This is a genomic window from Marinoscillum pacificum, from assembly GCF_024714495.1.
GTDB classification, from domain to species: Bacteria; Bacteroidota; Bacteroidia; order Cytophagales; family Cyclobacteriaceae; genus Marinoscillum; species Marinoscillum pacificum.
The window spans coordinates 48,137-60,209 of the sequence record NZ_JAMZMJ010000012.1 but is presented as its reverse complement, the minus strand read 5'-3'; the positions used below and the strand labels follow the sequence as shown (position 1 = coordinate 60,209).

Annotated in this window: 11 protein-coding genes; 3 read left to right on the top strand and 8 right to left on the bottom strand. The window is 38.2% G+C overall.

Annotated elements, in window-relative coordinates:
* Positions 1 to 41: 41 nt before the first annotated feature.
* From atpC to NXS00_RS21060, 8 genes are all read right to left on the bottom strand, one after another.
* Positions 42 to 302 carry an ATP synthase F1 subunit epsilon gene (gene atpC, locus NXS00_RS21095; RefSeq protein WP_258101258.1) on the bottom strand — a complete coding sequence of 87 codons (261 nt, stop codon included), beginning with the start codon at positions 300 to 302 and terminating at the stop codon, positions 42 to 44.
* A 32-nt stretch (positions 303 to 334) separates the two neighbouring features.
* Complete coding sequence (atpD, locus tag NXS00_RS21090; protein ID WP_258101257.1) at positions 335 to 1,837, bottom strand: F0F1 ATP synthase subunit beta; 1,503 nt, start codon at positions 1,835 to 1,837, stop codon at positions 335 to 337.
* Between the two features lie 88 nt (positions 1,838 to 1,925).
* A complete protein-coding gene (locus NXS00_RS21085) occupies positions 1,926 to 3,134 on the bottom strand; it encodes a sensor histidine kinase (protein ID WP_258101256.1) in 1,209 nt (402 codons plus the stop codon).
* A gap of 349 nt (positions 3,135 to 3,483) precedes the next feature.
* Positions 3,484 to 4,452, bottom strand: a complete 969-nt coding sequence (locus NXS00_RS21080; RefSeq protein ID WP_258101255.1) for a sporulation-delaying protein SdpB family protein — start codon at positions 4,450 to 4,452, stop codon at positions 3,484 to 3,486.
* A 6-nt stretch (positions 4,453 to 4,458) separates the two neighbouring features.
* Entirely contained in the window at positions 4,459 to 5,001 is a 543-nt protein-coding gene (locus NXS00_RS21075) for an SdpA family antimicrobial peptide system protein (RefSeq protein WP_258101254.1), read from the bottom strand.
* On the bottom strand, positions 4,994 to 5,725 hold the full coding sequence (locus NXS00_RS21070) for a sporulation delaying protein family toxin (RefSeq protein ID WP_258101253.1): 732 nt from the start codon (positions 5,723 to 5,725) through the stop codon (positions 4,994 to 4,996). The genes NXS00_RS21075 and NXS00_RS21070 overlap by 8 nt, the downstream gene beginning before the upstream one ends.
* 79 nt (positions 5,726 to 5,804) lie before the next feature.
* Complete coding sequence (locus tag NXS00_RS21065; protein ID WP_258101252.1) at positions 5,805 to 7,139, bottom strand: ABC transporter permease; 1,335 nt, start codon at positions 7,137 to 7,139, stop codon at positions 5,805 to 5,807.
* On the bottom strand, positions 7,132 to 8,043 hold the full coding sequence (locus NXS00_RS21060) for an ABC transporter ATP-binding protein (RefSeq protein WP_258101251.1): 912 nt from the start codon (positions 8,041 to 8,043) through the stop codon (positions 7,132 to 7,134). Before NXS00_RS21060 ends, NXS00_RS21065 begins: the two co-directional genes overlap by 8 nt.
* A 103-nt stretch (positions 8,044 to 8,146) precedes the next feature.
* Between NXS00_RS21060 and NXS00_RS21055 the strand changes: the two genes are divergently transcribed.
* Genes NXS00_RS21055 through NXS00_RS21045 form a run of 3 tightly spaced genes read left to right on the top strand, consistent with a single transcriptional unit; the run spans position 8,147 to position 12,072 of the window.
* Positions 8,147 to 8,896 (top strand): lysophospholipid acyltransferase family protein, encoded by a 750-nt coding sequence (locus NXS00_RS21055; protein ID WP_258101250.1) that lies wholly within the window; start codon positions 8,147 to 8,149, stop codon positions 8,894 to 8,896.
* 24 nt (positions 8,897 to 8,920) lie between these two features.
* Positions 8,921 to 9,208, top strand: a complete 288-nt coding sequence (gatC, locus tag NXS00_RS21050; RefSeq protein WP_258101249.1) for an Asp-tRNA(Asn)/Glu-tRNA(Gln) amidotransferase subunit GatC — start codon at positions 8,921 to 8,923, stop codon at positions 9,206 to 9,208.
* An 11-nt stretch (positions 9,209 to 9,219) separates the two neighbouring features.
* The gene (locus NXS00_RS21045; RefSeq protein ID WP_258101248.1) at positions 9,220 to 12,072 is read left to right on the top strand and encodes a tetratricopeptide repeat protein; all 2,853 of its coding nucleotides are present in this window, start codon (positions 9,220 to 9,222) and stop codon (positions 12,070 to 12,072) included.
* Position 12,073 lies beyond the last annotated feature (1 nt).

Below are 12,073 nucleotides of genomic sequence, written 5' to 3'. Positions count from 1 at the left end.
CAATTAGGTCCCTTTTTATTTATATCAAGAAATTATAAATCTTACTCTGAAACGATTTTTTCAGCTAGTACAGTCACTTTGTTATTAAGCACTTCTACCACACCACCACTCACGTGAATGTGCGTAGCAACTGGCTTCTTCTCCTTTATTCTAACATAAGTGATATCTCCGTCTCCTAAAGTAGAGATCATAGCAGCGTGGTTTTCCAAAACCTGGAATGACCCATCGCTTCCTGGAAAAGTAGCGTTATCTACCTCACCTTCGAATACTTTCTCGTCAGGAGTTACTATTTCTAAAAACATATCTAAGTTGTTTAGATCTCAAAGACTTTGGCTTACGCCTCAGCCATTAGTTTTTCACCTTTAGCTACAGCATCTTCGATAGTACCTACCAAGTTGAACGCTGCCTCTGGAAGGTGATCATATTTACCATCCATGATTTCGTTGAACCCTTTGATAGTATCTTTAATGTCTACCAACACACCTTTAAGTCCAGTAAACTGCTCTGCTACGTGGAAAGGTTGAGACAAGAATCTTTGTACTCTTCTAGCTCTGTGTACAACTTGCTTATCCTCATCAGAAAGCTCGTCCATACCCAAGATAGCAATGATGTCCTGAAGTTCTTTGTATCTCTGAAGAAGCTCCTTCACACGCTGTGCACAGTCATAGTGCTCATCACCAAGGATTTCAGCAGAAAGAATTCTTGAAGTTGAATCCAAAGGATCCACCGCTGGATAAATACCAAGCTCAGCAATTTTTCTTGAAAGTACTGTAGTAGCATCCAAGTGAGAGAATGTAGTTGCTGGAGCAGGGTCAGTCAAGTCATCCGCAGGTACATATACTGCCTGTACTGAAGTAATGGAACCGTTCTTAGTAGAAGTAATACGCTCCTGCATCGCACCCATCTCAGTTGCTAGAGTAGGCTGGTAACCTACCGCTGATGGCATACGTCCAAGAAGTGCAGACACCTCAGAACCAGCCTGTGTGAATCGGAAGATGTTATCTACGAAGAAAAGGATATCTCTACCTTGTCCTTCACCATCTCCGTCACGGAAATATTCTGCAATGGTCAAACCAGAAAGAGCTACACGAGCACGTGCCCCTGGAGGCTCATTCATCTGTCCGAATACGAAGGTTGCTTTAGATTCTTTAAGATCTTCAGTTTTCACTTTAGAAAGATCCCATCCACCTTCTTCCATTGAATGTTTAAAGTCTTCGCCATAGTTAACGATACCAGCTTCGATCATCTCACGAAGAAGGTCGTTACCCTCACGAGTACGCTCACCTACACCGGCAAATACAGAAAGTCCAGAGTAAGCTTTTGCAATGTTGTTGATCAACTCCTGGATCAATACGGTTTTACCTACACCGGCACCACCGAACAATCCAATCTTACCACCTTTAGCGTATGGCTCGATCAAGTCAATAACTTTAATACCTGTATAAAGTACCTCTGTTGAAGTAGATAGGTCTTCAAACTTAGGTGCTTGTCTGTGGATTGGTAAACCTTTAGTAGTAGCAGGTTGTGGAATACCATCGATAGCCTGTCCTACCACGTTGAATAGACGACCTTTTACGTCATCTCCAATCGGCATTTGAATTGGGCTACCCAAGTCCTCTACTTCCATTCCTCGCATCATACCATCAGTCGCATCCATCGCGATGGTTCTAACAGTATCTTCTCCTAAGTGCTGCTGTACCTCTAACACTACTTTGGTACCATCTTTCTTAGTGATTTGCAATGCATCCATGATGTTTGGTAGCTTAGAGCCTTCAGCTTCAAAGCTTACGTCAACAACTGGACCGATAACTTGGGTAATTTTACCTGTATTAGCCATTATTTATTGATTTAAATCAGCGTATCTCGAATCGAGTGCGAAATTAACCTAAAATTGATTAACTGAAAAAAATGAAGTTGAAAACTCACTATGTTTTCAGTAATATTCTAAAAGTTGTTCCTTTATCCACTTCTGAGGACTTCACAAAGATCTTCCCGCCGTGGTAATTCTCTACTATTCTTTTAGTTAGCGTCAACCCCAAACCCCATCCACGCTTCTTGGTGGTGAAGCCAGGCTCAAACACTTGCTTGATTCTATTTTTTGCAATTCCCTTCCCAGTATCACTAATATCTATAGACACCATTCCTTCGCTCACCTTCATGATCTTTACATGAATACTGCCTACTCCACCCATAGCATCCACGGCATTTTTGATGATGTTTTCGATAACCCAGGCAAAAAGCGATCGATTCAGCGCTCCTAGAATATCATCTGATGGAAATGTTTCTATTTCAATTGATACCTTTCTGGAAATCCTTTTCTGAAGATACTTTACCACTTCAGTAACTACATCAGGCACATTCTCCTCTCTAAGCTGAGGCACACTACCAATATTGGAGAAGCGCTCGGTGATCATTTCTAATCGATCCACGTCTTTTTCCAATTCCAAAAACACATCTCGATGATCAGGAAACTGTTCCTTAAAATATTCTGTCCAAGCGAGTAAAGAAGACAAAGGTGTCCCTAACTGATGAGCTGTTTCTTTTGCCATCCCTACCCAAACCCTGTTTTGCTCAGCAGTTCTGGAATAGTTGAATACAGCAAATACGATGAGTCCAAAAATGGCAATTACAGATAGTTGGATGTATGGATAATACTTTAGCTGAGCCAGGAGTTGCGAATTCTTATAGTAGATCGTTAGATAACCTAGAATTTGACCCTGATCCGCAAGAGTCACCAAAATGGGCTCATGCTGATCTCGCATTTCTTGAATCTCATTCAACAAAAATTCTTTCCTTTTGGCAGGATCACTTATTCCATCCGCTTTTGGTATGTTTTTATAAAAGTCAGGCTCGCCATATTCATTGGCCACAATAACTGGAATGGTATTGTTGGCATCAACAATCTCCTCGAGGATAAATACTGCATTAGGAAGTTCCTCCTCGTGAGACAAGTATTCGAGTGTTTTTGCATATAAAGCAATCTGCTTACTTTCTCGTGCACGAATTTTTTGAACTAGCTGACTGGTGTAGACAATAGAACTTGCACTAATCACCACAGAAATAGCCAATACAATCCACTTGAAGCTGGACCGTTCCGAATAAATATTGAATGTAGGGTCTTCTTTTAAGCTCACTTAACCTTCTTCTACTGGGCAATTTAACCCGAATGATTCGGGAAACATACAATGAAACACTTTAACAGTTTGAATCTGAGACTGATTAACAATTGGCTTACTATCAGCTCTTCAAATTAGAGCAAAGAAAAGCGGAAAGATCAATTCAGACTGATGAATAACACAGAATCACGTATAACATTATGTAAAAACCGGAGAGGCAAACAAAAAAGCATTCCTCAAATGAAGAATGCTTTTTTCAAATCGTTTCTAATTGGCTTAATTAATTCTTCATCATGATCCACCCTCGAAAAATTTAACAATTCCCCGAATCACCTTCAGTAACTTTCTATAATGAACAGGAAACATATTATTGGTTTGTGCTTTTGGAGTTGATTGATCCATGGTTATCGAGCAGATTAATTAAAAATCCAAAACGTTCATTTCTTAATACCAGATCCTTAAATGAATATATAAATTTATAATTATCCCATTTCACTAGATATAATACTAAACATCCTGCCATCGCAAAGAAGAAACTAGCAAGACCATGTATAAATACAATTGAGAGGTGAAATAATATCGCAACAAATAATAAATACTTTCTCCTTTGCCATGACATGACAGCAGCCATAAAAAGAAGAACTTCAAGTAATAAAACAGAATATGTAGAAAGTACTATAAAGTATTTGTTTGCAAGTAAAGGATTTAAAACAGAAGCAAATAACTTATTAATTCCAAAAACAGGATTAGTAAACCAGTAATAAATAGCTGTGCCGTCAGCCCACTCATTGACTGAAAACTTACCTATTGCAGCGTCAAAATAGATAAATGCTACTTGAAGCTTTATTGATATCATTGAAAAGAAACCAATAAGTTGTTTCAAGTTGTCATTAAATTCATTCGTTAATGTAATTGGCTTGTTCCAATGATTCTTTCTAAAATCCACTAAAGAAACTGGTATCAGTAATAGCGTAATTATTGACGTTATTTGATCACCTCCATCAATTACCGTGGCTGAATTAATAAAACTGAACGAAATCCACCAATGTACTACCCCCATTATTCTAGGCAAATACCCCAAAATCACCACAATTAAGAGCACAACTGCTAGCCATTTTGCAGGTCCCAAAGGCATTATTTCAAATAAACTAACTTTAGCTATTGCTGACTTTTCTATGATTAACTCTTCTTTGCCAAGTGACTTAAACAATACAGATACTTCATTAAAAACAAGAGTTAACAACGTACCAAAAGCCAATATACTTCTTCCTAGCCCCAAAGTTGGGGTCCAAATATTTCTTTCGAGTATGTTGTTTATAACCTTATCAAAAATCATCGCTGATCAATTATTAGAATTACAATCTATGTTAATGTGAACCACATTAAGCTTCTGATTTTGCATATCAAAACTTGATAGCCAAGCCCAAGGAATGGGCTCTTCACTTGAGATTAAAAATTCTCCACACATAATTGGACTATTTTCATCAGCTGGGACATTGATTAAATCAATATCTATATTTTTCAATTCTCTTCTTGCTATTGAAATCATTTCCTCTGGCTTAATGTATTTCAATATATTAGCAACCTCTAGCCCAATTGCTCTAGACTCTCTCTTAATTCCAAAAAGATTTTGCGATTTAAAATTCGGATAGTGGCGTATTACCTCCCAGGAGCCATCTAAACCTTTCTCGTATATTTGAACAACAGGTTCTCTTGGGTTTTTTGTAAAAAACTTGAATCCCTCTGGAAACAAAGAACCAACCCACAATCCACGACTACTCGAAATTGTTATTGGATTTGTTGGAACAACCCTAAGGGCTATTCCAACTATAAGATAGATGTATAAAAAGCTTAGGGCAACAAAAATTAGTCTTACCTTATTCAAAAGTAAGTTCAGCTATATTGTTTACTAGTGTTTCCCTATGAATGTTACTCGTTCTAGCTATTTCCTCCTCAAAAGGCCCCCAATCTTCCCAAAAATCAATATACTTATAAACCGCCATAACAACTACAGCTGCAATAGCTAAGGCTAGACATGTATTGTCATCGATTCGATCAGAAGTACTATGGGAGTCCATCAACATTATTTGAGTTTCATACTCATGGGCAAGTAGTTCTAATTCTCCTTTCTGAAATCCATCTTCAGAATTAATGTTTAAATCTCGTATATCAACTTGAATACTCTGGTACCGCTCAGCTAATTCTCGTGTACTTTCATCAAGAGCAGCGTTAAAAGACGAATTTGCATAATCGATTGCCTCATTAATTCTATAATGATCTCCACTAACAATCATCTCCTTAAAGGCATCAAAAAAGGCCGGATCATTTTCCTTCATCTTAGAAATGATATTTTCTCTAGTCTCATCAAGAGCAGCAAGTTGATCTGAATTAAAATATTCTTCTCTAAACTCAATCATCCCTTGAAAGAATTCAATCTGATTAGCAATTGGTCCTTGTAAGAAATAAATAGCTGTAAATAGTTCCTCTCCAGACACATTTGATACAACTGTATCTTTTGTTTGAGTATTACAACTCTGAATAGTTAATACTAGCACTGATAATACAGTTGCTACATACCACTTCAGCATAAATTTTCGAATTTGTTTCATAGTTAGAGTAAAAATTAGTTAAACATTTAAATCAAAATTTGAAACTAACCAACAAAGAGTTATTTGACAAATATTTTTACTAATTCTTCATCATAATCCACTTACCAAGTGTCTTGTAGTTCACCTTGGTTCCGTGCATCAATATTCCAATTCGGTAAATTCTACTTGCTAACCAGATAGTAAATAAGAATCCACCTACCATCAATACCATTGACAAAGCAAGTTCCCAAACAGGCACACCAAAAGGCACTCGCATCATCATAATAACTGGTGATGTAAATGGAATGATAGACATCCAGAATGCCATAGAACCATTTGGATCATTAATTACTCCATTCAAAGCAACAATTGAAATTATCAAAGGTATTGTGACAGGAAACATAAACTGCTGCGCATCTGCATCACTATCCACAGCTGAACCAATTGCCGCAAACAATGCTCCATAGAGTAAATATCCCGTTAAGAAATAAAACAAAAAGCATATAATTACTAATGGAATATTCACAGTAGAAAGAGCCCCCGTAAAATCAGAGAAAACAGTATTTTGTGCTTCTTGTTGAGCTAACTGTCCCTCATCCTGTGGGATATCCATTTGTTCCAATTGTTGAGCCTGAGCATCTTTTACAGAAGTAGCATTACCAGCAAACATTCCACCCACAAAAGTACTTATTCCAATACTAAGAATAACCCACAGGATGAACTGAGACAACCCAACTCCCGCAATACCAAGTACCTTACCAAGCATTAAATTAAATGGTTTTACTGAAGAAATGACGACTTCAATTATTCTACTGGTCTTCTCTTCTACGACACCACGCATACACATAGCTCCATAAACGAAAATGAACATGTAGATGATAAATCCTGAAGCCCAACCAATGGCAGTTGCTCCGATTGAACTACTAACTACCTCATCACCTGATTCTGATAAATTAAATGTAGAAATATCAACATCAGCCTTTAATCCATCCAGTACTTCTTTATCAATTCCAGATCTTGTTAACTTAATGTTCTCAATTTCACCTTCAATCCGTCTACTTAGTTTACGCATCATGGTAATACTAGGATTATTTGTAGAGTAAAAAGCAACACCTTCGGGTTTCTCTACATCAACAGATGGTATGTATAACAATCCGTCAAAAAGACCAGTAAGCACTTCTTCCTTAGCGTTATCCAAACTTGTACTGGTATAACTAAAGACTGTTTCATTGTCATTTTCAAAAACACTTTCAAACAGTTTACTTTCATCAACTACCACTATAGTTTGTGTGTCTGCTTCTCTAGTTGCAGACCACCCAATGAAAAAGAAGAACCCTCCAAATAAAATAGGAGCTAGCAAGGTCATCACAATGAATGACTTTTTTCTTACTCTTGACAAATACTCTCTAGCAATGATCAGTCCAATATTATTCATGGCTTCCTCCTTTCACTTTACTGATGAAAATTTCATTTATGGTTGGTACTTTTTCAATGAAAGAGTGAATCTCTACATGGTTGATCAATTCCTTCACCAAATTATTAGGTCCTCCGGCAGTACGATCTTTGATAATAGATTCTGTAAGACCGATTTCAGTTCTGGATGAGCTGAGTAATTCAAAATGCGCACCACCGACGAGACTTCCTTCATGCGTTACAATGAAAGTACCATCTTTATGATCATTTTTGATATCGAGCTTTTTACCATCGAGAATTTTTTGCGATTTGTTGATCAAGGCAATGTGATCACAAAGCTCCTCAACTGACTCCATTCTATGAGTAGAGAATATCACAGTTGCTCCTGCTTCTTGAAGTTTAAAGATTTCATCTTTGATCAAATTGGCATTCACAGGATCAAAACCTGAAAATGGCTCATCCAAAATGATCAATTCTGGCTCATGAAGCACTGTTGCAATAAACTGTACTTTTTGCGCCATTCCTTTAGACAGATCTTCAATAGCCTTGTTGTGCCACTCCGTTAAATCAAGTCTTCTAAGCCAGTTTTTGATTTTATCTACGGCGTCTGTTCTGCTAAGACCTTTTAGACGGGCTAAATAAAGCAGCTGCTCTCCTACTTTCATTTTTTTGTAGAGGCCTCGTTCTTCTGGAAGATATCCGATGCGTCTTACCAGTTCCGGAGTGATTTTCTCTCCTCCCAGGTAAGCTTCGCCGCTATCCTGCTCAATAATACGGGTGATAATTCGGATTAAGGTAGTTTTTCCTGCACCATTGGGGCCCAGTAAACCAAATATGCTTCCTTTCGGAATTGCCATACTGACATTACTTAAAGCCTGGTGGTTGCTATAGGATTTACTAAGGTTTTCAATACGTAGTAGTTCCAAGTTGTATGAAATTTTAGTTACGGTAGATTAGTCTGATATGTCTTGAATTTATTACACTTGATCTCGAAAAATCTTTTCACAAACTCAAGAAGTCAATCAGAAAGTGAAATTACGGCTGTTTTTATACACCTCCTATGCACTGATCATATTTTTGATCATCTCATCGGTGATCATTCCATCGTTAGCCATTCTGGCTACTAACAAAAAGTGGCATGAAACTGCACTGAAGCTACATTTGATCTGGGCTAAAGTATTTTTTACGATTGTTATGCCTGTAGAAGTTATCGGAAAAGAAAAGCTCAAACGGCATCGTCAATACATCTTCTGTGCGAATCACTTCTCCTATCTGGACATCCCTGCTTTCTACTTGATTTATCATGCGAAATTCATTGGAAAGAGCTCGTTGACTAAAATCCCTTTATTTGGCTACTTTTTTAAGAAAATCCACATTCCAGTCACCAGAGAAAGTGCCAAAAGCCGTGGAATGAGTCTGCAACAAACGAAAAATGCTATAGATGAAGGCTATAGTGTTTCCTTTTTCCCTGAAGGAGGAATTGTTGTGGGAGGAGAAAACCTTCCCTATATGAACTCCTTCAAAGATGGAGCTTTTAAAGTAGCCGTTGAGAAAAACGTTCCGATAGTCCCGGTGACCATGCCTTATAACTTTCTGATATTACCAGATGAGTCTCCTGTAAGGTTACATCCGCATAAATGTAAACTCATCATTCACGATCCTATTTTCCCGGACGATTCTGGTGAAAAACAGATTCCAAAGCTTAAAGAACAGGTGTACAATGTGATACAAGAGGAACTTCTCAAGCATCACCCTGATAAAATCAAAAGTGTTGGTTAATATTGTTGTTACAATCATAGGTATATGAAAATAGATAAGGAAACACTACAAAAATTGGCACATCTGTCCCGATTAGAACTGGACCATACCAAAGAGGATACCTATATCAAAGATCTTGAAGAAGTTTTGACCTGGGTGGAGAAGTTGAATGAACTGGATACCGAAGGTGTGGAACCACTTACCAACATGTCTTTTGAAGTGAATGCATTTAGAAACGATGAGGTTTCAAATACGATTGAGCATGATCGAGCGTTAAAAAATGCTCCAGACAAGGACGAAGATTACTTCAAAGTACCTAAAGTGCTGGAGTAAGACCTACCTACATGAAAGAACAGATTAGCAGATTCATCATTGCTCTTTTTATAGGAGCAACCATCCTATTATTATACAGATATCACCGTGGATATGATGACAGTATAGCCTACAATGTCACTACTTCTGCGGAATCTACAGAGTTCGCTGCATATCCATTTAGCAAAGGACCTTTTCAATTCAGCTTTAAAGGAGACACCTATTCCCTGGCAGAAGTATTTGCCGCAGGACCTATCACCCGAGATATCAATGCCGAGACTGGCATTTTAATTCTAATCCTAATTGGACTGGCTTTGACATTGAGTGTGGTAACAACCTTATCACGCACCTTCTTCATAGGAGTGATGGCGCTGTTCATACTTTTCATCATTGGGTTAAAATTGCAAGACATAGGCTTTTTCGGGTTTGATTCAGAAAGCTCATTTGCTTCAATAGTAGTCATGGCATTGATTGTATTGCCTTCCTACTTATTCCATGCATTTTTTCCTGAAGTCAAAACGCTGATTCGTTTTCTTACTTTCAGTATAGTTATCGCTGGAATTGTTCTTTTCTCTGGAGTTTCTCAGCAAGAGCTTGTTGATCAATTCACAGTTGGCAGCAATTTTGGACTGATCATTATTGGCATTTTATTTTTATTCTTCATAGCAGAAGAGAATGTCTTTGCGATTTTATATCTGATCACAAAATCTAAGGGTGGTAAGAATAATCACATTCACTTCGTTGTTTTTAGCCTCGTTTACCTGGGCATTTTAGGATTGTATTATGGAAAGAAATCTGGGAGCATATCTACAGAAGTAGCTTTCTTCGATCCATTTGTCCTTTTGGTAGTAAGTGGTTTGGTCGCTTTGTGGAGCTACGGTCACAAAGTAGACTTATACAAAAACCTGTTCAGCAGTGAAGAGATGAGAAATCTGATCGCTGCATTGGGAATCATCACCTTTGGCTTTCTTTCTTTGGCCATGTATCGAGGCAATGATGCGATCTATGAAGGGTTTCACTATGTCATTGTGTATGCACATTTAGCTTTTGGCATATTCTTCCTGATCTATGTGCTGATCAATTTACTCACTCCATTGGTTAGTGGATTGGAGGTCTATAAAGTGGTTTACAAGTCTCAAAACTTCCCATACGCCAGCGCACGATTAGCTGGAATGGTTGGAGTAGCCGCATTTTTCTTCTTGGCTAACAAAGAGCCGCTGCTACTTTTTAAAGCAGGACAATACAATTATCTCGGAGCTCAGTCAGAAGCAAAAGGTGAAGACCTTTTGGCAGTTGGATATTATGATGAAGGGACAGTTTTTGGACATGACAATCACTTCTCCAATTACAAACTAGCCTATCGAGAGCTTCAAAAAGGTGATTTTCAGGAAGCCAACTTCCGATTTGGAAGAGCGGCATTAAGATATCCTTCTCCACAAGCATATATCAATAAATCAAGCACCTATGCATTAATGTCTGAAGCGACACCTTCGCTGGTAGCGTTAAAAGAAGGCTTGAAAGACTTTCCTAAAAACCCACAACTTCAGAACAACCTCGGACTAACCTATATCGATCAGGACAAAATCAATGAAGCGGTGGAGTTACTTAGTGATAACTCATTAAGTGGCGAATGGACCAATGCCAATTTGGTGAACTTGTGGAAAATCAAGCCGACTACCGAATCGGCAGAAGAAGATTTTGATAGAGGAAATGTAGCGGTTAAAGCCAACGTCCTAAACAACCTCCTAAAATCTGGAAATCAGTCGAATATTAGCTTTGACACTGCGAGCTTATATCCATCATATCCTTTGCATCGATTGGCTTATCTCATCAATGCCAGCTGGTATTTTACCAATGAAGAAATACCAAGAGAAATAGAAAGGACTCTAGCGAATCCAGTAAATGAAACAGTATTTTGGAAGGCGAAATGGGCTGCAGCACTTTCGCTTTATGGACAAGGTAAAATCAATGATGCCTTAAGAACGATCGATCAATTAATTCCTGAATCAACTGAAGATCAAAAAGCTCGACTCTTCAACCACATGGGATTGATTGCTTTATCTCAGCACAGCATTGAAGAAGCTCTTCGTTTCTTTGAGAAAGCTGTGGCAGAAGGAAGCCAGGCTGCACTACTCAATAAACAAGCTAGTTTGTTAGAGATCGCCAATTTTGAGGAAGCGGCAAACTGGTCTGAATACCTGGTTTCTATAGACTCGTCATACCAGGGATTGCAACAAGATCTTTCGGCTATTGAAACTCCTTCTGGCCTTTCTGAAGATCTTCAAAAGATGAGATTGTATTATTACTACAAGCAATACTCATTAGCGGAAATAAGTGTGTTACTTAAAGATGCTCCTGACACATATGTTCAAAGTATGTGGGCTAAGGTTGCTAAAGAGACCATCTCAACAGGCGATATTGAAACTTACCTTCATTACAAGGGTGTCTTCGACAGCTATTTGGAGAAGGAATTCTTTACTGAGCCGGAACTCGTTTTAGCGTTACTAAATAATAAGCAAGTTCCTGCATCTGACCATCCGGTTAGTCAAATTGTATTATCTGGTGACACCTCTAAAATTCACGAGTTGGTCAACATAGCCAACCTCAATGCATACAATGAACCACTAGTGCTGGGTATCGTCAATTATGCTGAATCCCGTGATCTCAACACTGCATACCAGATATTGGTAGAAGCAATTGATATCAACAAAACCAATGTTGTATATCGTAAGCGGTATGTGATGGCAGCTATCAAATCTGGCTTGAATAATTATGCCAATGACATGCTGAATGAATTGAAAACAATGATATCACCATCGGAACATCAGCAGTTGATCAATACTGCCAGCGCTCTCAAAGAAACGCTTGCCGAATCTGCCTGGTAAA

Bases quoted from the DNA above. Each gene is read 5' to 3' on its own strand.
- gatC (WP_258101249.1), top strand. From the start codon at position 8,921: ATGAAAATAGATAAGGAAACACTACAAAAATTGGCACATCTGTCCCGA.
- atpD (WP_258101257.1), bottom strand. From the start codon at position 1,837: ATGGCTAATACAGGTAAAATTACCCAAGTTATCGGTCCAGTTGTTGAC.
- NXS00_RS21080 (WP_258101255.1), bottom strand. From the start codon at position 4,452: ATGATTTTTGATAAGGTTATAAACAACATACTCGAAAGAAATATTTGG.
- atpC (WP_258101258.1), bottom strand. From the start codon at position 302: ATGTTTTTAGAAATAGTAACTCCTGACGAGAAAGTATTCGAAGGTGAG.
- NXS00_RS21070 (WP_258101253.1), bottom strand. From the start codon at position 5,725: ATGAAACAAATTCGAAAATTTATGCTGAAGTGGTATGTAGCAACTGTA.
- NXS00_RS21045 (WP_258101248.1), top strand. From the start codon at position 9,220: ATGAAAGAACAGATTAGCAGATTCATCATTGCTCTTTTTATAGGAGCA.
- NXS00_RS21065 (WP_258101252.1), bottom strand. From the start codon at position 7,139: ATGAATAATATTGGACTGATCATTGCTAGAGAGTATTTGTCAAGAGTA.